This window comes from Mesorhizobium opportunistum WSM2075 (assembly GCF_000176035.2).
GTDB lineage: Bacteria > Pseudomonadota > Alphaproteobacteria > Rhizobiales > Rhizobiaceae > Mesorhizobium > Mesorhizobium opportunistum.
Genome location: NC_015675.1, coordinates 6,795,229 through 6,816,797, shown reverse-complemented (window position 1 = coordinate 6,816,797; position 21,569 = coordinate 6,795,229). Strand labels below are relative to the sequence as shown.

Genomic DNA, 21,569 nt, shown 5'->3' with positions numbered 1-21,569 from the left:
AGCGCCGCGATGTGACCCGTATGCCTTCCTCGTTGCCCTTGCTGGAGCGGTTCGACCCGCTCCCAGTATTTTTGCTCCTACGCAATTCCTGTGGGAAAACCGCGACGCGCCTTTCCTGGAATTGCTCGTGTCAGGCCTTGTTCTTGTTGTAGACGTCGAAGATCACGGCGCCGAGCAGCACCAGGCCTTTGACCACCTGCTGCCAGTCAACATTGACGCCCATGATCGACATGCCGTTGTTCATCACGCCCATGATGAAGCCGCCGACCACGGCGCCGATGACCTGGCCGACGCCGCCCATCGCCGAGGCGCCGCCGATGAAGACGGCGGCGATGACGTCGAGCTCGCTGCCCAGGCCTGCCGCCGGCACGGCCTGGCCGAGGCGTGCCGCGATGATCAAGCCGCCGAGCGCCGACAGCACGCCCATATTGATGAACACCAGCAAAGTCAGCCGCTCGGTGTTGATGCCCGACAGCTGCGCCGCCTTGGGATTGCCGCCCATCGCGTAGATGCGGCGGCCGATGGTCATGCGCTTGGTGACGAAGACGAACAGCGTGATCAGCACGCCCATGACGAGCAGCACCACCGGCAGGCCCCGGTAGCTGGCGAACTCATAGACCAGGAACAGTGCCAGCGCGCTGGCGACCAGCGTCTTGATGACGAACAGCGGGAAGGGCTCGGCCTCGTAGCCGTGGCGTTCGCGCTTGCGCCGCGTCCTCACCCCGAAATAGGCATAGGCCAGCACGGCGATCAGGCCGAGCACGACCGTCGTCATGTGCAGGGTCACGCCGCTGCCCAGGATGGTCTTGCCGGCCGCGTTCACTACCGGCGGGACAAGCGTCAGCGGACCGATCACGTCCGGGATGAAGCCGGAGCTGAGCATTTTGAAGTCGCCCGGCAGTGGTCCCACCGAGGAGCCGCCACCCAGCAGCGCCTGGCAGATGCCGCGGAAGATCAGCATGCCGGCCAGCGTGACGATGAAGCTCGGTATCCGGTGATAGGCGATCCAATAGCCTTGCGCCGCGCCGATCAGGCCGCCCACGATCAGGCAGATGATCGAAACCACCAGCGGATTGCTGAGCGGTCCGAGCTGCCAGATAACCATCATGTTTGCCGCCAGCGCGCCGATAAAACCGGCGACCGACCCGACGCTGAGGTCGATATAGCCCGATACGATGACCAGCAGCATGCCCAGCGCCATCACGATGATGAACGAGTTCTGCTGCACCAGGTTGCTGAGGTTGACCGGCTTGAACAGCGTTCCCGAGGTGGTGAACTGGAAGAACAGCATGATGACGATCAGCGCGATAATCAGGCCGTATTCGCGTAAGTTCGTCGCCAGCGCCGACACGGCGATGCGTGGACGCTGTTCTTCGGCGATGTTGCCCTGTGGGGCGGGGGCGCTATCGGTGCTCATGCTGCTTTTCCTTCTCCCCGGACGATGGCGCGCATTATTTTTTCCTGGCTCGCGTCCGCCGCGGGCATTTCGCCCACGATGCGTCCTTCGTTCATGACGTAGATGCGGTCGGTAATCCCGAGCAATTCCGGCATTTCCGACGAGATGACCACGATCGCCTTACCTTCCGAGGCAAGCCGCGCGATGATCGTGTAGATTTCGTATTTGGCACCGACGTCGATGCCGCGCGTCGGTTCGTCGAGGATCAGCACGTCAGGGTCGGCGAACAGCCATTTCGACAGCACCACCTTCTGCTGGTTGCCACCGGAAAGGTTGCCGGTCAACTGATAGACACTGGACGCACGGATATTGGTCTTCTTGCGATAGTCGTTGGCAACGGCGAGCTCGCGCATGTCGTCAATGACGCTGTGGCGCGACACGCCGCCGAGATTGGCAAGCGTTATGTTGTGCTTGATATGGTCGATGAGGTTGAGACCGTATGTCTTGCGGTCCTCGGTGACGTAGGCAATGCCGTGTTGGACCGCCTTGCTTACCGAGGAGACATCGACCGGCTTGCCCTTGAGCAGCACCTCGCCGGTGATGCGGCGGCCATAGGAGCGGCCGAAAAGGCTCATGGCGAATTCGGTGCGCCCGGCGCCCATCAGCCCGGCAATGCCGACCACCTCGCCCTTGCGCACATTGATGTCGATGCCCTTGATCACCTGCCGTTCGGCATGGAGCGGGTGATAGACCGACCAGTTCTTCACCTCGAACACGACTTCGCCGATCTTGGGCTCGCGCGGCGGATAGCGGTCATCGAGCGAACGGCCGACCATCGAGGTGATGATACGATCTTCGCTGATATCTTTCTTGGCCAGCGTCTCGATGGTGCGTCCGTCACGGATGACCGTCACCTTGTCGGCGACCCGGTTGATCTCGTTGAGCTTGTGCGAGATCAGGATCGAGGTCATGCCTTGCCGCTTGAATTCGAGCAGAAGATCGAGCAGCGCCTGGCTGTCTTTTTCGCTGAGCGACGCGGTCGGCTCATCGAGGATCAAAAGCTTGACGTCCTTGCTCAGCGCCTTGGCGATTTCGACCAACTGCTGCTTGCCGACGCCGATATTGGTGATCAGTGTCTTGGGGTCCTCCTTGAGGCCCACCTTCTTCAACAGGGCGGCGGTGCGCGCCTCGTTGGCATCCCAGTCGATGACGCCGTGGCGGGCGTGTTCGTTGCCGAGGAAGATATTTTCGGTGATCGACAGCATCGGTACCAGCGCAAGCTCCTGGTGGATGATGACGATGCCCTTGTGTTCGCTGTCATGGATGCCTTTGAACTGGCATTCCTGATCCTGAAAAATGATCTGGCCGTCATAGGTGCCTGCGGGATAGACGCCCGACAGGACCTTCATCAGCGTCGACTTGCCAGCGCCGTTCTCTCCGACCACGGCGTGGATCTCGCCTTCCTCGACGCTGAGGTTGACGTTCGACAGCGCCTTCACGCCGGGGAACGTCTTGGTGATGTCGCGCATCTCCAAAATCGTCGAGGTCATGGGCAATAATTCTCCTGCGAGGTCCGCAACAATACCGGGGTCGCTGGTGAACGAAAAGGGGCCCTGCGTTGCGCAGGACCCCTGGCTTTGCAACCGAAATTAATTCAGGTCTTCGGCCTTGATGTAGCCGGAGTCGACGACCAGCTTCTGGTAGTTCGACTTGTCGACTTCGTGCGGCGTCAACAGGATCGAGGGAACGACCTTGACGTCGTTGTTGTAGGTCTTGGTGTCGAGGCCGTCAGGCTTGCCGCCCGAGAGCACCTTGTCGACCAGACCGACAGTGGCCTTGGCCAGGTCGCGGGTGTCCTTGAACACGGTCGAGTACTGCTCGCCCGTGATGATCAGCTTGACCGAAGCGGTCTCGGCGTCCTGACCGGTCACGATCGGCCAAGGCTGTGCGTCCGTGCCGTAACCAACGGCGCGCAGCGAGGCGGTGATGCCGCGCGACAGGCCGTCATAGGGCGAAAGAACGCCGTCGACGCGGCTGCCGTCCGAATAGTTGGCCGACAGGAGGTTGTCCATGCGCGCCTGGGCGGTGGCGGCGAGCCAACGCAGCGTGCCGACCTTGTCCATGCCCATCTGGCCGGACTTGATCTTGATCGAGCCGTCGTCGATCAGCGGCTGCAGGACGGAGATCGCGCCATTGTAGAAGAAGAAGGCGTTGTTGTCGTCCGGCGAGCCGCCGAACAGCTCGACGTTCCACGGCTTGGTGTTCGGGAAGCGTTCCTTGAGGCCCTTGACCAGCGAATTCGCCTGGATCACGCCGACGCCGAAATTGTCGAAGGTGGTGTAGTAGTCGACATTGGCGGTCTTCTTGATCAGGCGGTCATAGGCGACGACGACGACGCCCGCGTCAGCGGCCTTCTGCAAGGCATCCGAGAGCGTGGTGCCGTCGATCGAGGCGATGATCAGCGCCTTCGGACCCTTGGTGATTTCGTTTTCCAGCTGGCTGAGCTGGTTGGGGATGTCGTCCTGCGCGTACTGCAGGTCAACGGTGTAGCCAAGAGCCTCGAGCTGGGACTTGACGGCGTCGCCGTCATTGATCCAGCGCTGCGAAGTCTTGGTCGGCATCAGCACGCCGACAAGACCCTTGTCGGCTGCGTGTGCCGAGTAGGTCATGGCAGCGATGCCAAGCGCCGCGACTGCGGCCAGTGTCTTGATGATTTTCACATAACTCTCCCTGTTTGATGGACGCGGCACCCCGGGGGTCGCGGGCCGCGCAATCGTGCAGAAGCGCCAAGGCACTGCTGCCGTCATATCGATCTCCGGTATCCTCCCATGGTCCCGAACCGCTGATTTCAATCGATACGATTTCATCGTCGGCGACTGTCACGTCTCGGAACGCGCGAAGGGTGTGGCTCTTTGCCATAACTGTCAAATGCGATCTTTGATGGTTGCTATACCGGGACTGATATATGTTGGATCCAGGAACACGATATTGGCGAGTTAGGGACATTCATGGCGACATTGCGCAATCCCGGTGGAATTTCAGAGGGTTACAACGAGCTGCCCGGTGACGGCGAGACCCTGCTGCGCAGCGGTCTCAGCCTGCGTCACATGCGCATGATCGTGGCCCTGGACGATCACGGTCGGGTGAGCGCGGCTGCCCAGGTCATGAACATCTCGCAACCGGCGGCTTCGCGCATGATCGCCGAGATGGAGGCGGTGCTGGAGGTCAAGCTGTGCGAAAGGCTGCCGCGCGGCGTCACGCTGACGCCTTACGGCAAGGCGCTGGCGAGGCGTGCGCGCTCGATCCTGCTGGAGATGCGCGAGGTCGATCGCGAGATCTCCGAGCTCAAGGCGGGCAAGGGCGGCTCGGTGTTCCTGGGTGCCGTGACGGCGCCGGCGATCGAACTGGCGGTGCCGGCGATTCGCGAAATTCGCCGCATCTATCCGCGCATCGAGATCACCATGCAGGTCGAGACCTCGAATGTACTGGCGCGCGAACTTATTGCCACGCGCCATGATTTCATCATTGCGCGCATTCCTGACGACCTGAACCCACGGCTGTTCGAATCCCGTGTCATCGGCGTCGAGAAAGCCTGCCTGATCGTGCGCCGCGGCCACCCGCTCACCAGGGCCAGCGTGGTGCGGCTGGAAGATACCGCCGCCTATGACTGGGTCTTCCAATCGGGCGGTTCGCCCTTGCGCCAGGCGATGGAGAGCAATTTCCTCAACCGCAACATCGCGCTTCCGGATCGCATCCTCAACACCAGCTCGCTGCTCTTGACGCTGGTCATGGTCGCGCAGTCCGACGCCATCGCCCCGGTCTCGATACAGGTCGCGAAATTCATCCAGAATCCCGACGGACTCGCTGGCGCCATCGACGTCGTCCAGACCGAGTTCGACATCGAGGTCAGGCCCTACAGCCTGATCACGGTCAAGAACCGCGTGCTGTCGCCGGCCGCCAAGATGCTGCACGATTTTATCCTGCGCGAAGTGGGATGATGGAACGCGAATCGAGCTCGCGCGTTCAATCCAGTCGGCATGCTTGCTGGAGCCCGTTTTGGGCGAGGGAACGAGGCGCCGGTAGTCAACAATTCTGGAGGCTTTGATGGAACGTCGGTTATTTCTCACTGGAATGCTTGGCGTTGCGGGGGCAGTTGCGTTTGCCAGCGTAGCCGGACCCGGCCGCGCGGTTGCCGGTATTCCCCAAGGCAACGGTAACGGAATTCTCGATGAATTGGACAAGCCGGATCCGGCTGTCTTCGAAGGCGACGACCAAGTCGAGGTGGAGCAGGTCTCCCATCGCCGTTGGCATCGTCGCTACTATCGCCACCACCGCCGTGGGGGACGGCGTCGCGTCTGGAGAAGGGTGTGCCGTCGTTATTGGCGCCATGGCCGTCGCCGTGTCCGCTGCTGGCGTGAGCGCGTCTGGGTCGGCATCTGGCTATAACGGACCGCGAGTTGAAGGCCGGCCACCGCTGCGGTGGCCGGGCTCCTTCTTGATTGGGGACGTATGCAGGGGCCAGACCTGTGTGTCGCACGCAGCGACGGAATTGGCCGGCCTGCTTAGCCGAAGATCGAATTGACGGAATCATATTAGAGATTACTAATTGACCTGTTGTTAGACGGAGGTGACCATGCCGAGGAGCCATCGAGGCGCAGAACCGTATCCCGCAATGCCGGCCATACGCTTACAGGCAGGGGGCAACCGGCACGCATGAAGGGTGTGGCGATACTGACCGAGGCCCGTAGCGGCTCCGAATGGCTTGGCAGCCTCGCAAACAGCACCGGATTGTTAGGCAACTCGGCCGAATGGCTCGACACGGCCAATCTGGGTTTCAAGCCGAAATCCTTCGATGAACTCCTGTCTGCCGTCATCGATCGCGGCGGGACCGCGAATGGCAGGTTCGCCGTAAAACTGTTTCCACGCCACCTTCACTGGTCGCAGGCGAAATATGGAGCCGACTTCCTTGCCGAATGTGTCCGGCGCCATACCATGGGTTTGATCCTGCTGGAGCGGCGGGACCGCCTTCGTCAGGCGATTTCCTACTGCCGGGCAAAGGCGTCTGGCGGTTGGAGAAGCACGATGGATCGCGCGGATCTGGTTCCGCAATACGACTTCGCCGGTATCTGCCGGGCCTATTTCCTGATCGAGCAGAGCTATGCCTTCTGGGAGGCCTACTTGCGCCTCGCTGATTTGCCACACGACCATTTCTTCTACGAAGATCTGCTGGATGATCCCCGTCCCTACGTCGCATCGGTTGCCCGGCAATTATCGGTTGAGATGCCCGACTGCGAGTTCAAGACGAATTTGCGGTTGCAGCGGGACACGCATACCGAAGAGTGGGTGGAGCGTTTCCAGGACGACGCCCGATCCGGAGACGTGCTGGCCCACCTCCCCGAACAGGTGGCGCCGCGCAACTTCGAGAACTTCACCCGGTTCCTTCTCAAGAAGCAGATGCGAATAGGCCAGGCTTAGACTTGCCGCGCACCCACTGGTTTTCGGATCCAAATCAGGCGCAAAACCCTTGGGACATATGCTGGAGCGGGTAGCGGGAATCGAACCCGCGCGTTCAGCTTGGGAAGCTGACAGGCTACCATTACATCATACCCGCGCAGCGCCTCGTTACCATGAGGATTAGCCTCCGGGCAATCGCAAACCGGCTCCCGTCGCAAGTTGCGGCGGTTCCGCGGGTCCATGGCCTGCGGATTGCCCTTTTGCCTTCGCGACTTCGTTGCTCGCGGCAAAGCTCGGCCAGTATTTCGAGATGGCGAGCGCCGCTCCGGCGGTCGAGAAATGGCCGTAGTCGAAGTAGAGAAATTGCCTGGTGCCTGCATCGGCATAGGAACAGCCGGCCGCGTCGCACAGATAGGCCAGCGGGTCGATGAAATCAGCGCCTTTGACGAATGGCAGCACTCGCTTGTTGATGTCCGGATCCATGGCCATCGGCCAGGACGTGTTCGTGGCATGCTCCCGCGTCGCGAAGAAGGCGATTTTCTGGACGTCGGCGACGAATTCCGGAGACTGGCCGATGACATAGACCTTGACGCCCATTTCGCGAAGCCGGTCGATCGTCTTCTGCAGGCCATCGAAGCCCCTGATCTGGTAGTCGCTCCAACGGCCGCTCAGGATCACCGCCTGGATATTGGCATCCCGGATGATCGACAGGGCCCGTTCGTTGAAGCGGGTGCAGGCCGGCCGGGCATAGGAAAAATAGCTGAGGTCCGGTGGACAGCCGGCATAGGTGTATTGGATGACGTTGGCCTGGACTTTCTGGGCGTTGGCCTCAAGCCCCGAAACATAATGGGCTGCAAAGGAATCGCCCCACAGCAGCACATTGGTGGCAAAGCCCTCCGTGCGGGTGCAGTCGGCGAGGTTCCAGGTCTCGATCCGGGTCCCGCCTTCATTGAAACAGACGCCGTTGCGCCAGTCGCCGACGCGAATCCGTTCGGTCGAAAAATCCGGGAACCGTTGCGGAAAACCGTCGCCCAGCGCACCAGTCAGGCCAACGACGCACAGCAGCGCGATCGCCGTCGCCGAAAAGGCGAAGATGGGCAAAGGGGCGGTGAACGCCCGTTTCTGGCGAAAGGGTTGCTCGACATATTTCCAGGAGAACGTCGCCAGGGCGAAGCTGCCCACCGTCATCGCGACGATCGTCGGCACGCCGATGGCCTTCAGGGAGAGATAGTGGACGAACGAGTTGATCGGCCAGTGGACCAGGTAGAGCGAATAGGAAATGAGGCCGACCCAGACCAGCGGGGCGAACCGAAGCACGCGGGTGGCGATGGGTGCCGGCCCTTCCGCGCCCGCGCGGTCCGTGCCGGCATAGATGAGCAGCGCCGTTCCCACGCAGGGCATCAGGGCATTGTAGCCCGGAAACGGGTCGCTTTCCGAAATCGTCAGGAAACCGGCCGCGACAAGGACAAAGCCGGCCAGGCCGATCAGTTCCATCGCCAGCCGGTTGGCAAGCGCCGGAGGCCTTTTCAGCATCAGCATGGCGCCCAGCGCCAGTTCCCAGACCCGTGTCGGCAAGAGATAGAAGCCGGCGGTCGGCGCCAGCGTGGTTGCCATGACCGCGACGGCAAAGCTGCCGATGGCGATCGGCAGCAATATCGTCAGCCAGCGTTTCGAGGCGTAGCGGTAGATCAGATACACAAGGATCGGCGCGAAGATGTAGTACTGCTCCTCGACCGAAAGCGACCATGTGTGCAGCAGCGGCCGCAGGGCGGCATCGATGGAGAAATAGTTGGTCGTCTTCCAGAAATAGATGTTCGACCAGAAGGTCGAGGCCGCGATCACGCTGAGGCTGAATTCGTGGAGATCCGTCGGCAGAAGGATGAACCAGGCAGCAATGCTCGCCAGCACGATGACGAAGGTCAGCGCCGGCAGGATGCGGCGCGCACGGCGCCAGTAGAAGCGGCCGATCGAGAACTGGCCGCGCTCGAGATCGTCGAGCAGGCTGCCGCTGATCAGATAGCCCGATATGACGAAGAAGATGTCGACGCCGGTGAAGCCGCCGGGGATGGCGGACAAGCCGAAATGGAAGAGCACGACAGGCAGCACCGCGATCGCCCGCAGACCGTCGATGTCGCGCCTGTAGTTCATTTGGCCGGTCCGGATGATGGGGTCGGCGATATTGGCTTGCCGCAGCTTGCTGCAGTGCTCATGCGGCGACGTCCTGATATTGCGAAAAATACCGGTTTGCTGATCGCACGGATCTACCCTCTGTCGCGCAACTTTGCTGCACTGCAACATCGGTGTCAAGGCAAACCGGTGTTCGATTGATGAAGCCGATTGGCGCAGGCGTTGAAAGATCGGCGTTGAAAAATCGCTGTAAAAATCAGGCGCCGGGCAGGTAGATCACGGCATAGTCGTCCGCATAGGCCCGCTTCCAGCCCAATTCCGCGAAGAACGGGATGCGGGTATCGTCGGCTGTAAGCAGCGCCCAGCCAACAGCGTATTTTTTCAGCTGGGCCTCGAGCAGTGGTTTGCCGTCGCTCTTGCCCGTCGCTTCATCGGTTTTCGTGAACCCGCCCAGGAACAGCTGGTCCGTCCTGCCGTCGATATAGGTCTTGATGTCATGGAAAATCAGCGTGCCGCCGAAATTGTAGGAGTTCAGCACGTTGCCTGTGAGGTGGTGATCCCCGGCGAATGCCAGGGCGCCGCTGGCCGATGTCTTCGGACTCGGTGCGACCTGATAGACGCTGCCGAGGATCAAGACCGCGCCGACCAGCAATACAGCCATGGTCCCGCAGAGCACATGGAATCGGCTGGCGAAGAGCTTTTCCAGCCCGTCACGTCCTGCCGCCAACCAGGTCGTGGTTGAGAGCGATGGATACTGCCGCGCGACCTCGACCGCGATCACCAGGGGAATCAACAGGAAGGGCAGATACACAAATCGCATATGGCTGAGATAGACATGCAAGGCGAAGACGATGAACAACGCCTTGGCCCAGCCGATCCGGAGCCTCGACACCAAAAGCCCGAAAAGCGCCAGCAGCATCACCGCTTCCTGGAAGAGGTGCTCCTGGGCATTGAATGGGCGCCACTCCAGGATGAGCGGCACCGCCTCGTTGCCATAGGCGACGGTGAATGTGGCCAGGATGGCCTTCACCCCATAGGGATGCATCAGGCTGACCAGTGGGCAGAGCAGTCCGAACGCAACCCATTTTGCCAGAAGCGCCGGCTTCGACAGGCCGATCCGTGACAGCAGCTCCAGTCCGGCGAATCCAGCGATGACGAAGCTCAGGGTGAAGGTGGCGTGCAGGTTTGCCCACAAGACGACAAGCACGAGCAGCCACAGGGGCGGGGCTTTCTCTTCATGCGCGGCGCGAAACAGCATTGCCGTCCAGACGACGATGATCGGCAGGGTGAAGACATGCGGGCGCGCCGTATAGATCGGAGCGACCAGGAAAGCGGCCGCGAAGGCCAGCGCTATCGCCAGGATCGGCTTCAGCCAGGCGCTGAGGAACCATCCCATCAGGAAGACCGTCAGGCCGACGGTGGCGATGATCAGCGTGACGACGCCATTCCAGCCGCCCGCACCGTAGGCAAGGGCCAGAAGCACCTGCCCCAGCCATTCCTTGGCGATCCAGGGCTGACCGGCGAACGTATAGGAATAGGGGTCGACGGTTGGAAACGTCCGGTTTGCCAGGAAGTCCAGCCCGACCTTCACTTGCCACCAATTGTCGGGATCCTGCAGGATCGCGCCGGCGAAGGCGGTGAGCACATAGGCCACGACGCAGGCGCAGAGAAGGCAGAATATCAGTCTGATGCGTTGCGCGTTCCCAAGTGACGGCGTCGCCGTCACGATCGCAGTGGCCTGTGTCATGTCACGGCTCCCAGCGACGGCGTCGCCGTCGCGATCGCTGCGGCCTGTGTCATGTCGCAACTCCAGGCCATTTCGCATTCGTTGCGGCCACGGCATCATCCGCGCCGCCGACGAAGACGAAACGGGACGAGCCGAGATAGAAGATGACGGTGTAGAGGCAGTTTCCAGCCAGATGGACGAACGGGTTTTCGATGATGCCGGCGGACATTGCGGCGATCACTATGCCCAGATTGGCGCTATAGGCGACAATGAAGGTGATCGCGTATCGAACGGCTGTGCCGGGGCGAAAGCCGCCGGCGGCTGTGAATGTCCATCGGCGATTGAGGAAAAAGCCGAGGGTGAGGCCTGCTGCGTAGCCTGCCGCGTTGGAGACGATGTCGCCCAGCCCCAGCCACAGCCCGGCCAGGATGAGCGTATATCCAAGCGCCGTGTTGAGCAGCCCGACGGCGCCAAAGCGCAGCATCCGCGAGAAATCAGACGGAAGAGCCGACCGCATCCTGTCCATGCCGTTCCCGTTGCATCCGGTCGACCTTCTCAACCACGCGCGGCCCTTTTCGCCATCTCCTGCAGGCGGTGGACGGGCAGGTCGCTGTCCTTGGCGGGCTGGTCGCGCGAAACGATTTCGTTGACGAAGTAGAGCGGCCGTCGCTTGGTCTCCATATACATGCGGCCGAGATACTCGCCGAATATGCCGAGCACCAGAAGCTGCACACTACCCATGATCAGCATGATCGCGGCAAGGCTCGTCCAGCCGGGCACCACGTTGCCCCTGGACCATTCGAACAGCGTATAGCCGAGCACGACCAGCCCGAGTACGCCGAACATCATCCCCAGCAGCGAGGCGAACCGCAAAGGCACGATCGAAAAGCTGGTCATCGCGTCGACCGCCAGAAGAACCATCTTCTTCAACGGATAGTGGGTGGTGCCGGCAAACCGCCGGTGCCTTTCATAGGCGAAGGCGACCTGCCTCAGCCCGATCCAGCTCACCATGCCGCGAATGAACCTGTAGCGCTCGGGCATCGCGTTCAAATGGTCCACCGCGCGGCGGCTCATCAGCCGGAAGTCTCCCGAATCCTGCGCGATCTCGACATCGACCATCCGGCCCAGCAAGCGATAGAACATCGAGGCGGAAGCCAGCTTGAACCAGCTCTCGCCGTCGCGCTTCACCCTCTGGCCGTAGACGACGTCGAAGCCTTCATCCATCTTCGCCATCATGGCGCCGAGCAGTTCGGGCGGATCCTGGAGGTCGGCGTCCAGAATGAGGATGCGCTCGCCGCGGCAGAATTCCAGCCCGGCGCTGAGCGCGATCTGATGGCCGTAATTGCGGGCAAGGTCGATGGCGACCACATGGTCGTCCTTTTCGGCCAGTTCGAAAATGGCCTCGCGGGTGCCGTCGGTCGCCCCGTCGATGATAAGCACGATCTCGTAGGAAGGGCTTTGCTCGAGGCATGCGGCACTGACGCGTCGATGAAGCTCCGCCACGCCGTCGCGCTCATTGTAGCATGGCACCACGACCGACAGCATGACTGTGCGGTGCGCGCCGATTTTTCCTGTTCCCGCCAAAGCCTGGCTCCCGCTCTTGGAACGGCAATAGCGGCAATTGGTTAGAAAACAGATAAGTCACAGGCCAATGGATGGGTTGTCGGCCGGTCACCGGGTTCGGCGCCGCCAACGGTCACGGTTCAACGCGGCAGGTTCTGCCGTGCAGACCGCGCCAGCTTGATGGATGGCCGCCAAGCACGTATCTCTGGGCAGTGCCTGTGAGTCTGGGCATCTCAATCGGGAGACGGCCTTGTCCGCACTGACGCGTTTTCTCGGCGACTCGCCGTTCAGGGTGATCCTGAAGCTGCTGGTGGTCTCGTTCCTCGTCGGCCTTGTCATGAATGCCTTCGGCTGGTCGCCGATGGATGTCTTCTATGGCATCCAGAAGTTCTTCATGGATCTCTGGAACCTGGGCTTCCGCGCCATCGACCGCTTCCTTGGCTATATCCTGCTCGGCGCCGCGATTGTGGTTCCGGCCTTCATCCTGCTCAGGATCGCCAACTACCGGAAGTAGGCCATGCTCGAAAAGTTCGTCAGGCGTAGCCCGAGGCGGCCTCGAACAGGATGGCGTGGCGCGCGGCAAGTGCCGGCACATCCGTGGAATAACCGCCGCCGACGACACCGCAGACGGGGATGCCGTTTGCGCGAAAATGGCCGATCACCATCTCGTCGCGGCTGCGCAGGCCGTTGTCGGAAAGCGCCAGCCTGCCAAGCCGGTCCTGCGCATGGACGTCGACGCCGGCATTGTAGAAAACGATGTCCCAATGCCGCATGGCCGACAGTTCCGGCAGGATCGCGGCGAGCCTTTCGAGATAGGCTGCATCGCCGGTGCCGTCGGGCAGCGCGACATCGAGGTCGGATGCGATCTTGCGAACCGGGTAGTTGCGGTCGCCATGCATGGAAAATGTGAACGCGCGTGGTTCATCGCCCAGAATGTCCGCCGTCCCGTCGCCCTGATGCACGTCGAGATCGATGACAAGGATGTTGTGCGCGGCGCCCTCCGCAAGCAGCATCAGCGCGGCAACGGCGACATCGTTGAAGGTGCAGAAGCCGGCACCTTGCGCGCGCCGCGCATGATGGCTGCCGCCGGCGGTGTTGCAGGCGATGCCGTGGCGCAAGGCGAGCCGAGCCGCCAGTATAGTGCCGCCCGTTGCAAGCTGCGCGCGACGTGAAACTCGCGGGCCGATCGGAAAGCCGATCTCACGCTCGATTTTTTCCGGCACAAAACAGCCGATGACTTGATCGACATAATCGGCCGCATGGGCAAGCTTCAGCCATGATGCCGACGCGGGCTCCGCCGTGTTGAGCGCGCCGGCCAGGCCGCGTGCGCGCAAGGCCTCCATCAGCAGCGGATACTTGCTCATCGGAAAGCGGTGGTTGACGGCGAAACCGGCGTCGTAGTCGGGATGGTGGACGATCTGCAGGGGCATGGACTGGGTCCGGCGGGCTCGCGCCAGACCGGGATTTCGGTTGGCCGTCGCGGCAAGGGTGATTGCGCGGTGGCAGGAAAATGGGGCACATCGGACGCTCGATCAAGCCGCAATCAGCAAGGCAGCAATCCTTGGACAAGGGCGCGACCACAGCCGACGCGAGACCTTTCGTCGTCACCAACCGTTCCGTGCTCGCCATCGCGGTGCCGATGACGCTTGCCTATCTGACGACCCCGATGCTCGGCCTGGTCGATACGGCCGTGATCGGCCAGTTCGGCGATGCCGCCTTGCTCGGCGGCCTGGCGGCGGGCGCGCTGGTCTTCGACGTCGTCTTCACCAGCCTCAATTTCCTGCGCTCCGGCACCACCGGCCTCGTCGCCCAGGCTTTCGGGCGTGGCGACCCGCTTGAGGAACAGGCGGTGTTCTGGCGCGCGGTGCTGATCGCGGTCGTCGCCGGCATCGTAATGGCGGCACTTTCGCCGTTGATCGCCGTCGGCGGCCAGTGGTTCATGGATGCCGGACCGCGCGTCAGCGAGGCGATGGGCGTCTATATCAGGATCAGGCTGCTCGCCGCGCCCTTCTCGCTGATCAACTACGCCATCCTTGGCTATGTGCTGGGCCGCGGCGAGGGCGGGCTTGGGCTGGTGCTGCAACTGGTGCTCAACGGCATCAACATCGCGCTCTGCTTCCTGCTCGGACTGGAACTTGGCTGGGGCGTCGCCGGCGTCGCCTGGGCGACCGTCAGTGGCGAATTCCTGGCCATGCTGCTCGGTCTGGCCATCGTTATCAGGCGGTTCCGGACGGCGCCGCCCTTGCCGCGCCATCGCCTGCTCGACATGTCCGCCTTCCTGCGCATGATGTCGCTCAACCGCGACATCATGATCCGCTCGTTCTCGCTGCTTGCCGCCTTCGCGCTGTTCACGCGCCAGGGCGCGCAGTTCGGCACCGTGACGCTGGCCGCCAATGCGGTGTTGATGAATTTCTTCCTCGTCGCCGGCTATTTCCTCGACGGTTTCGCCACCGCCGCCGAACAGCTCGCCGGCCGCGCCGTCGGTGCACGCGCGGAGCAGCCCTTCCGTCAGGCGGTGCGGCTGACGCTGTTCTGGGGTTTTGGGCTGGCCGGGGCCGCGACGCTGGTGCTTCTGTTGGCCGGCGCCGATCTGGTCGCCGTCGTCACGACATCGCAGGAGGTCCGCTCCGTGGCCGACATCTACCTGCCGTGGGCGGCATTCACCGCGCTGAGCGGCGTGCTGGCGTTCCAGATGGACGGCGTCTTCATCGGCGCAACCTGGTCGCGCGACATGCGCAACATGATGCTGTTGTCGTTCCTGGTTTTCGCTGCCGCGCTGCTGACCCTGGCGCCGGCCTTCGGCAATCACGGCCTATGGGCGGCGCTGCACGTCTTCCTGCTCGCGCGCGGCTTCAGCCTGCTGACGATTCTGCAACTGCGAATGCGCACGGCGTTCAGCTGAGTGGCTTCGACGCCCACCGATCGAGATTGCTGTCGCGCAATTCACGGATCGACTTGAGCCGCCCTTTTTCCATGAAGCTTGCCATCCCTGCAATAATGCGGGCCGGCAGCGCAGGACCGGCATAGATCATGCTGGTGTAGAGCTGGACGAGATCGGCACCCGCGCGGATTTTCTCCAGTGCGGCGTCCGTAGTATCGACGCCGCCAACGCCTATGATGGTCCTCTCGGGGCCGAGCAGCCGGCGCATTTTCGCCAGCACGATGGTCGAGCGTTCGAACAGCGGCTTGCCCGACAGCCCACCCGTCTCGCGCGCAACGTCGCCGCTGCGCAAGGCCGGTCGCGAAATGGTTGTGTTGGAGACGATGACGCCGTCGATCCGCTTCTCGGTCACCTCCGCGGCGATGTCCTCCAGTTCGGCCTCGACCAGGTCCGGCGCGATCTTCAGGAAGACCGGCGGCTGTGCGGACGCCGCGGCGCGTGCGGCCATGACCCGCGACAAAAGTTCGCCGAGCTGTTCGCGCGCCTGCATGTTGCGCAGACCCGGCGTGTTGGGCGAGGAGATGTTGACGGTGAGATAGCTGGCATAGGGCGCAAAGCGGGCGACGCCGCGCTCATAATCGCCGATGCGGTCGGCGGTGTCCTTGTTGGCGCCGATGTTGACCCCGACGATGCCGCCACGTCCCTTGCGGGCGGCGAGGCGTTTTTCGGCAGCCGCATGACCTTCATTGTTGAAGCCCAGACGGTTGACCACCGCTTCGTCACCCGTCAGCCGGAAGATGCGCGGCTTCGGGTTGCCGGCCTGCGGCAGCGGCGTGACCGTGCCGACCTCGGCAAAGCCGAAACCGAGGCCAAGCAGCGCATCGGGCACCTCGGCGTTCTTGTCATAGCCGGCCGCCATGCCGAGCGGGTTCGGGAAATCGAGACCGCAGAGGCTGACCTTCAAGCTGACGTCGCGTACGATCCGCGCGCCAACTGGCAGGCCGCAGCGCAGCGCCGCGATCGACAGGCCATGCGCTGTTTCCGGATCGAAGGTGAACAGCAGCTTCTGGCCGAGCCGGTCGAGCACGCTCATTGCCCCTCCAGCGGCGGGAATTGGTGGGTGCCGTCGGCGCCGAGCGGCAATGGCTCGACCCACTTGACCGCTTTCAGGTCCAGCACGCCGTAAAGATGCGGGAACAGCGCGCCGCCGCGCGAGACTTCGTATTTCAGGGCATCGCCCAGGCTGGCGTCGTCGATGGCGACCAGAAGAAGATCCGTCTGGCCGGAAAAATGTTTTGCCGCTGTTTCCCTGACCTGCGACGCCGTGGAGAAGTGGATGAAGCCGTCGGCGACATCGATCGCGGCACCAGTGAAGCGGCCATTGGTTTCGGCCTCGCGCCACGCCGCTTGCGGGGTTATCTTGTAGATAAACTGAGACATGGTTGCGCTATAGAGCAATTCCAGGACAAGTGTGAAACGGTTTTCCGTCCGGAATTGCGTCAAAACGAGTCGGAACCAGCCGTGCGGGAAAGGCCACGCCAAGGGTCTTCCCCATTTCCGGCGCAAAGATGCGATATTTCAGGCTTTGGCCATGGAGGACAACATGCGTCTGCAGCACATCTTGATCCCCGCCGCGCTCGTTTCGCTGGTCGCGGCTTCGGCATATTCGGAAGAAACCGACCGCTACCGGCTGGAAAAGTCGGCCACCGGCTATATCCGCATGGACACCCAGACCGGCGCGATGTCGATCTGCGAGGAACGCTCCGGGCAGCTCGTCTGCAAGATGGCGGCCGACGAGCGCGCCGCGTTCCAGGACGAGGTCGACCGCTTGCAGACCTCGATGAAGGCGCTGGACGAGCGCGTCACCAAGCTGGAAAATTCGCTCTCCGCCCGGCTCGAATCGAAGCTGCCGAGCGAGGAGGAATTCAACAAGACGATGAGCTACATGGAGCGCTTCCTGCGCGGCTTCATGGGCATCGTCAAGGATATGGATAAGGACAAGGGTGACGGTGCCGAGCTCAACTCGCAGAAGACCTGAGCGCTATAGACAAGGGAAAACGCGGCGCGCTGGCTTTGCCGCTTGAAAACAGCGCGCCGCCCCTCATAATCGTCCAACTTGCCCCGGAAAAAGCTTAAAAAATCATCGGGGATTCGGGGAGGGACATTTGCCGTCAGGCTATTCTTTCGTCATCGCCGACGATCATCCGCTGTTTCGCGGCGCGCTGCGCGAGGCGCTCGCCGGCATCGGCAATGTCGCCGCCATCCACGAGGCCGGCGACTTCGAAAGCGCCAAGGCGCTGGTCGTGGCCAATGAGGACGTCGATCTGGTGCTGCTCGACCTGTCGATGCCGGGCGCCAGCGGTCTCTCCGGCCTGGTTTCGCTGCGCGGCGTCCATCCGTCGGTGCCGCTGGTCGTGGTCTCGGCGCATGATGACCCGGCGACGATCAGGCGCGCGCTCGATCTCGGTGCTTCCGGCTTCATCTCCAAATCGGCCAGCATGGAGGAGATCCGCAATGCGGTGCAGTCGGTGCTTGCCGGCGACATCGCGGCACCCGTCGGCATCGATCTCGGCGTCGAGCGCGATCCCGAAATCTCCGACCTGATCAAGCGGCTGCAGGCGCTGACGCCGCAGCAGACCCGGGTGCTCGGCATGCTGGCGGAAGGCCTGCTCAACAAGCAGATCGCCTATGAACTCGGCGTCTCCGAGGCGACCATCAAGGCGCATGTCTCGGCCATCCTGCAGAAGCTCGGCGTCGACAGCCGCACCCAGGCGGTGATTCTGCTATCCAAGATCGGCGGCGACCCGCTGCAGCCGACGAGCTGACCTATTCCGCCGCCGAGGCCAGCGGCCTGACCCTGGCCATCATCGAACGCAGCACGGCGGGCTTCAGCGGCTTGTTGATCACCGGGATCTCGAGCTCGCTCGCGACCGCCCGCACCTCGTTGGAGCGGTCGGCCGTGACCAATACGGCCGGCAGGTCGCTGCCATGAGCCGCCCGCAGCCTGGCGATGATGTCGAGGCCGGTTTCACCGTCGAGATGGTAATCGGCAAGCACGATGTCTGGGCGGCGGATCGCGGCGGTCTCCAGATCGCGTGAGCCGGACACCGTCTCGACATAGCACCCCCAGCCTTCGAGCAGCAGCCGCATGCCTTCGAGGATGCGGGCATCATTGTCGATGCAAAGCACATGCAATCCCGCCAGCGAAGCCGCCGCCCGGACAGGGCCTCTGGTCTTTTCGATCTCGCGTCGCGGCTCCTGCATGGCAGCGACCGGCAAGACAACGGAAAAGCGCGTGCCTTTGCCCGGATTGGAGAAGATGCGGATTTCTAGCCTGAGCACCCGGGCGATGCGGTCGACGATGGAGAGGCCGAGGCCGAGGCCCTCGGCCTCTCGCGCACCCTCGTCCAGTCGCGTGAATTCGCGAAAGACCGTGTTCAGCTTGTCACCGGCAATGCCGATGCCGGTGTCAATCACCTGGATCTCCGCCAGTTCGCCGCGCCGCCGCACGCCGACCAGGATGCGGCCGTGGCGGGTGTATTTGATGGCGTTCGAGACGAGATTCTGGATCAGGCGGCGCAACAGATTGCGGTCCGTCACAACCGTCAGCGACGATGGCATGATCGTTAGACCGAGCTTCTTTTCGGCGGCAAGCGGCCGGAAGTCGTTGCCGATCTGGCTCAGCAGTCCGTCGAGTGTGAAGGCGCTGTCATCCGGCTTCATCGCGCCGGCATCGAGGCGCGAGATGTCGAGCACGGCGCCCAGGATCGTCTCGACCGATTCCAGCGAGGATTCGATGTTGACCGCCGCCTTTCCGGCCGGACCCTTGCCGGCCTTCTCGATCAGCGAGGAGCAATAGAGCCGGGCGGCGTTCAGCGGCTGCAGGATGTCGTGGCCGGCGGCGGCGAGGAAGCGCGTCTTGCCGAGATTGGCCTCCTCGGCCAGCATTTGCGCCTGCGCCAGCTCCTCGTTGACCCTGGTCAGTTCGATGGTGCGGGTCTTGACGCGCTGCTCCAGCGATTCATTGGCGCGTTTCAGCGCCAGATCCTGTTCGACGCGCCCGGAAATGTCGGCATAGGTGGCGACGATACCGCCATCCGGCATCGGGTTGGACCGCAGTTCCAGGATGCGGCCGCTGGTCTTCAATTCCATCTGCCACGGGCTGACGAAACTGGTCAGCCGATTGAGCATCGTCACCCGCTGGTCGGCAGGAATGTCGCCGCGTTCGGCGAGATGGCGCAGGATCTGGTCGAGCGAGACGCCGACCTGGCCCATGTCGTCGGGCAGGTCGAAGAGCGCCCGGTACTGGCGGTTCCAGCAGATCAGCCTGAAATCGCGGTCGAAGACGGTGATGCCTTGCTCCATCTGGTCGAGCGCGATCTGCAACAGGTCGCGGTTGTGCTGCAGCGCCTCGGTGGCGTCGTCGAGCAGGCGGAAGGCATCGCTGGATTCGCGGTCGTGGCGCCGGAACAGTAGCGACAGGATCAGCCGCGCCGAGGAGGAACCGACAGCACTTGCCAGCAGTTGCTCGGAGAAGCGGATGACGTCCATACTCGCCTGCTCCTTGCCGAGCAGCGTGGTGCCGTTGGTCTTCTCGAATGATTGGAAGGAGCGTTCGGTGCGCTCGACGCCGAGGTAACGCCCGATCGTATCCTTGAGGTCGTTGACGGTGATGGCGGTGCGGAAGCGGCGCAGGCTCGGCATCGGGCCGGCATCCCTCGGCACGAAGATCGATGCCTGGATGCGCTCCAGCGGCACCGAGGCGCGCGACAGCGAGCCAAGCACGAAGAACAGCGTGTTGATCGACAGGCTCCACAACACGCCGTGGTTCAGTGGTTCGGCCACCGTGCCGAACAGAGCCTGTGGCCGCAGCGCCTCGAAGCCGAACAGCCCGTGCACGACCATGTCGGTATCGGGCGCGACAAGCGAGGGCAAAAGCAGCGTGTAGCCCCACACGAGGATGCCCGCGACCATGCCGAGCGCGGCACCCCTGCCGTTGGCGCCGCGCCAGATCAGGCCGCCGACCAGCGCCGGCGCGAACTGCGCGATGGCCGCGAACGACATCAGGCCGATCGATGACAGTCGTGCACTGTTGGTGCTCTCGCGGTAGTAGAGGAAAGCGATGAACAACAGGATGAAGATCGCCCCGCGCCGCACATTGAGGATCAGCGTCGACCAGTCCTCGTTCTCCGAGGTCGAGGTCTTGAGCAGGCGCCGCACGAACAGCGGGATGACGAGATCGTTGGAGATCATGATCGACAGCGCCACGCTTTCGACGATCACCATGGCCGTTGCCGCCGAGAGGCCGCCGATGAAGGCTGTCATAGCGAGCACGTCATGGCCGCTGAACAGGGGCAGCGACAAGACGTAGAGATCGCTGCTGGTGCCGGTGCCGACCAGCGACAGGCCGGCAAAGGCGATCGGCAGCACGAACAGGTTGATCGCCACGAGGTAGAGCGGGAACACCCAGGTCGCGGTGCGCAGTTCGGCCTCGCCGCGGTTCTCGACGATCGTGACGTAGAACTGCCGCGGCAACAGGATGATGGCAAAGCCGCTCAAGCCCGTCAGCACCAGCCAGGTGGCGAGCGAAGTGTTGTAGCCCATCGCCTGACGCACTTGCCCATTCTGCGCCAGCTTGGCGAACATGTCGCCCGGGCCGCCGAAAATCAGGAAGGTGACCATCAGGCCGATCGCCAGGAAGGCGGCAAGCTTGACCACGGTCTCGACCGCCACCGCCAGCACCAGCCCGTCCTGGTGCTCGGTGGCGTCGGCGTGGCGGGTGCCGAACAGCACCGCGAACAGCGCCAAGAGCATGGCGACGACCAGCGAGATGTCGCTGACGAACGGATCGAAGGAGGGCGGCGATCCCGTATAGTGCTCGACCATCAGGCTGACCGAGCCGGAGATCGCCTTCAGCTGCAGCGCGATGTAGGGCACCGCGCCAATTGTCGCGATCAGCGTGGCGATCGCGGCGACGGTGAAGCTCTTGCCGTAGCGGGCGCCAAGGAAGTCGGCGATCGAGGTGATCTTCTCGGTCTTGGCCAGCCGCACGATGCGGTTGAGCAGCGGGAAGCCGAACACGAACACCAGCACCGGGCCGGTATAGATGCCGAGGAATTCGAGGCCGCGCTCGGATGAGAGCCCGACCGAGCCGAAGAAGGTCCAGGAGGTGCAGTAAATGGCAAGGCTGAGCGCATAGATGAAGGGCCGCGCGCGTCCGGGTCCGGAGACGGCCGAGCGGCGGTCGCCCAGGCTGGCGATGGCGAACAGCAGCGTCACATAGGCGATCGCGATGATGACGATGAACAAGCCCTGCACGCCTGGAATTTCCTTCCTTGCCGCCTTTTTATCCGGCTTGTGCGAACGCAATCACAGCTTGGCGCCGGAGTCCATTGCGGCTTTGGCAGCATGATCGCGGCTAC

General features: G+C 62.8%; 17 protein-coding genes and 1 tRNA gene. 6 read left to right on the top strand and 12 right to left on the bottom strand.

The window, feature by feature from the left end:
• Positions 1 to 130: 130 nt before the first annotated feature.
• From mmsB to chvE, 3 genes are all read right to left on the bottom strand, one after another.
• Positions 131 to 1,417 carry a multiple monosaccharide ABC transporter permease gene (gene mmsB, locus MESOP_RS32605; protein WP_013897261.1) on the bottom strand — a complete coding sequence of 429 codons (1,287 nt, stop codon included), beginning with the start codon at positions 1,415 to 1,417 and terminating at the stop codon, positions 131 to 133.
• Complete coding sequence (gene mmsA, locus MESOP_RS32600; RefSeq protein WP_013897260.1) at positions 1,414 to 2,946, bottom strand: multiple monosaccharide ABC transporter ATP-binding protein; 1,533 nt, start codon at positions 2,944 to 2,946, stop codon at positions 1,414 to 1,416. The genes mmsB and mmsA overlap by 4 nt, the downstream gene beginning before the upstream one ends.
• 99 nt (positions 2,947 to 3,045) lie before the next feature.
• Positions 3,046 to 4,116 (bottom strand): multiple monosaccharide ABC transporter substrate-binding protein, encoded by a 1,071-nt coding sequence (chvE, locus tag MESOP_RS32595; protein ID WP_041164438.1) that lies wholly within the window; start codon positions 4,114 to 4,116, stop codon positions 3,046 to 3,048.
• 288 nt (positions 4,117 to 4,404) lie between these two features.
• Here chvE and MESOP_RS32590 point away from each other — a divergent pair, with 288 nt between their 5' ends.
• Both MESOP_RS32590 and MESOP_RS32580 read left to right on the top strand, forming a co-directional pair.
• Complete coding sequence (locus MESOP_RS32590) at positions 4,405 to 5,394, top strand: LysR family transcriptional regulator (protein ID WP_013897258.1); 990 nt, start codon at positions 4,405 to 4,407, stop codon at positions 5,392 to 5,394.
• A gap of 715 nt (positions 5,395 to 6,109) precedes the next feature.
• Positions 6,110 to 6,871 carry a Stf0 family sulfotransferase gene (locus MESOP_RS32580; protein WP_013897256.1) on the top strand — a complete coding sequence of 254 codons (762 nt, stop codon included), beginning with the start codon at positions 6,110 to 6,112 and terminating at the stop codon, positions 6,869 to 6,871.
• Positions 6,872 to 6,933: 62 nt separating this feature from the next.
• Here the strand turns inward: MESOP_RS32580 and MESOP_RS32575 are convergent.
• The 5 genes from MESOP_RS32575 to MESOP_RS32555 all read right to left on the bottom strand — a co-directional run bounded on the left by MESOP_RS32575 (position 6,934) and on the right by MESOP_RS32555 (position 12,287).
• A tRNA-Gly gene (locus tag MESOP_RS32575) sits at positions 6,934 to 7,007 on the bottom strand.
• A 23-nt stretch (positions 7,008 to 7,030) separates the two neighbouring features.
• The gene (locus tag MESOP_RS32570; RefSeq protein ID WP_013897255.1) at positions 7,031 to 8,998 is read right to left on the bottom strand and encodes an acyltransferase family protein; all 1,968 of its coding nucleotides are present in this window, start codon (positions 8,996 to 8,998) and stop codon (positions 7,031 to 7,033) included.
• Between the two features lie 235 nt (positions 8,999 to 9,233).
• Positions 9,234 to 10,724, bottom strand: a complete 1,491-nt coding sequence (locus MESOP_RS32565; protein ID WP_013897254.1) for a hypothetical protein — start codon at positions 10,722 to 10,724, stop codon at positions 9,234 to 9,236.
• A 49-nt stretch (positions 10,725 to 10,773) separates the two neighbouring features.
• Positions 10,774 to 11,229 carry a GtrA family protein gene (locus MESOP_RS32560; protein WP_013897253.1) on the bottom strand — a complete coding sequence of 152 codons (456 nt, stop codon included), beginning with the start codon at positions 11,227 to 11,229 and terminating at the stop codon, positions 10,774 to 10,776.
• 29 nt (positions 11,230 to 11,258) lie between these two features.
• Positions 11,259 to 12,287, bottom strand: a complete 1,029-nt coding sequence (locus tag MESOP_RS32555) for a glycosyltransferase family 2 protein (protein ID WP_013897252.1) — start codon at positions 12,285 to 12,287, stop codon at positions 11,259 to 11,261.
• 229 nt (positions 12,288 to 12,516) lie between these two features.
• On the opposite strand from MESOP_RS32555, the gene MESOP_RS32550 reads away from it, so the two are divergent.
• Positions 12,517 to 12,780 carry a DUF6460 domain-containing protein gene (locus tag MESOP_RS32550; RefSeq protein WP_013897251.1) on the top strand — a complete coding sequence of 88 codons (264 nt, stop codon included), beginning with the start codon at positions 12,517 to 12,519 and terminating at the stop codon, positions 12,778 to 12,780.
• A gap of 19 nt (positions 12,781 to 12,799) precedes the next feature.
• On the opposite strand, the gene MESOP_RS32545 is transcribed toward MESOP_RS32550, so the two are convergent.
• The gene (locus tag MESOP_RS32545; protein ID WP_013897250.1) at positions 12,800 to 13,696 is read right to left on the bottom strand and encodes a histone deacetylase family protein; all 897 of its coding nucleotides are present in this window, start codon (positions 13,694 to 13,696) and stop codon (positions 12,800 to 12,802) included.
• Between the two features lie 131 nt (positions 13,697 to 13,827).
• Here MESOP_RS32545 and MESOP_RS32540 point away from each other — a divergent pair, with 131 nt between their 5' ends.
• Positions 13,828 to 15,168, top strand: coding sequence for an MATE family efflux transporter (locus MESOP_RS32540; RefSeq protein ID WP_013897249.1), 1,341 nt, complete (start codon positions 13,828 to 13,830; stop codon positions 15,166 to 15,168).
• Here MESOP_RS32540 and MESOP_RS32535 read toward each other — a convergent pair.
• On the bottom strand, positions 15,161 to 16,240 hold the full coding sequence (locus MESOP_RS32535) for a quinone-dependent dihydroorotate dehydrogenase (RefSeq protein WP_013897248.1): 1,080 nt from the start codon (positions 16,238 to 16,240) through the stop codon (positions 15,161 to 15,163). The two genes, MESOP_RS32540 and MESOP_RS32535, sit on opposite strands and share 8 nt — an antisense overlap.
• Positions 16,237 to 16,587: a DUF952 domain-containing protein gene (locus MESOP_RS32530; protein ID WP_041165157.1), complete on the bottom strand. Its 351-nt coding sequence runs from the start codon at positions 16,585 to 16,587 to the stop codon at positions 16,237 to 16,239. The genes MESOP_RS32535 and MESOP_RS32530 overlap by 4 nt, the downstream gene beginning before the upstream one ends.
• Positions 16,588 to 16,750: 163 nt before the next feature.
• Here MESOP_RS32530 and MESOP_RS32525 point away from each other — a divergent pair, with 163 nt between their 5' ends.
• Together MESOP_RS32525 and MESOP_RS32520 are read left to right on the top strand one after the other, a co-directional pair.
• Positions 16,751 to 17,185: a hypothetical protein gene (locus MESOP_RS32525; RefSeq protein ID WP_013897246.1), complete on the top strand. Its 435-nt coding sequence runs from the start codon at positions 16,751 to 16,753 to the stop codon at positions 17,183 to 17,185.
• Between the two features lie 127 nt (positions 17,186 to 17,312).
• Positions 17,313 to 17,972: a response regulator transcription factor gene (locus MESOP_RS32520; RefSeq protein ID WP_013897245.1), complete on the top strand. Its 660-nt coding sequence runs from the start codon at positions 17,313 to 17,315 to the stop codon at positions 17,970 to 17,972.
• A gap of 1 nt (position 17,973) precedes the next feature.
• Here the strand turns inward: MESOP_RS32520 and MESOP_RS32515 are convergent, their stop codons facing one another.
• The gene (locus MESOP_RS32515; protein WP_013897244.1) at positions 17,974 to 21,465 is read right to left on the bottom strand and encodes a PAS domain-containing hybrid sensor histidine kinase/response regulator; all 3,492 of its coding nucleotides are present in this window, start codon (positions 21,463 to 21,465) and stop codon (positions 17,974 to 17,976) included.
• Positions 21,466 to 21,569: the final 104 nt, after the last annotated feature.

Bases quoted from the DNA above. Each gene is read 5' to 3' on its own strand.
- MESOP_RS32530 (WP_041165157.1), bottom strand. From the start codon at position 16,587: ATGTCTCAGTTTATCTACAAGATAACCCCGCAAGCGGCGTGGCGCGAG.
- MESOP_RS32565 (WP_013897254.1), bottom strand. From the start codon at position 10,724: ATGACACAGGCCACTGCGATCGTGACGGCGACGCCGTCACTTGGGAAC.
- MESOP_RS32560 (WP_013897253.1), bottom strand. From the start codon at position 11,229: ATGGACAGGATGCGGTCGGCTCTTCCGTCTGATTTCTCGCGGATGCTG.
- MESOP_RS32545 (WP_013897250.1), bottom strand. From the start codon at position 13,696: ATGCCCCTGCAGATCGTCCACCATCCCGACTACGACGCCGGTTTCGCC.
- MESOP_RS32535 (WP_013897248.1), bottom strand. From the start codon at position 16,240: ATGAGCGTGCTCGACCGGCTCGGCCAGAAGCTGCTGTTCACCTTCGAT.
- MESOP_RS32580 (WP_013897256.1), top strand. From the start codon at position 6,110: ATGAAGGGTGTGGCGATACTGACCGAGGCCCGTAGCGGCTCCGAATGG.
- MESOP_RS32570 (WP_013897255.1), bottom strand. From the start codon at position 8,998: ATGAACTACAGGCGCGACATCGACGGTCTGCGGGCGATCGCGGTGCTG.
- MESOP_RS32525 (WP_013897246.1), top strand. From the start codon at position 16,751: ATGCGTCTGCAGCACATCTTGATCCCCGCCGCGCTCGTTTCGCTGGTC.
- mmsB (WP_013897261.1), bottom strand. From the start codon at position 1,417: ATGAGCACCGATAGCGCCCCCGCCCCACAGGGCAACATCGCCGAAGAA.
- MESOP_RS32590 (WP_013897258.1), top strand. From the start codon at position 4,405: ATGGCGACATTGCGCAATCCCGGTGGAATTTCAGAGGGTTACAACGAG.
- mmsA (WP_013897260.1), bottom strand. From the start codon at position 2,946: ATGACCTCGACGATTTTGGAGATGCGCGACATCACCAAGACGTTCCCC.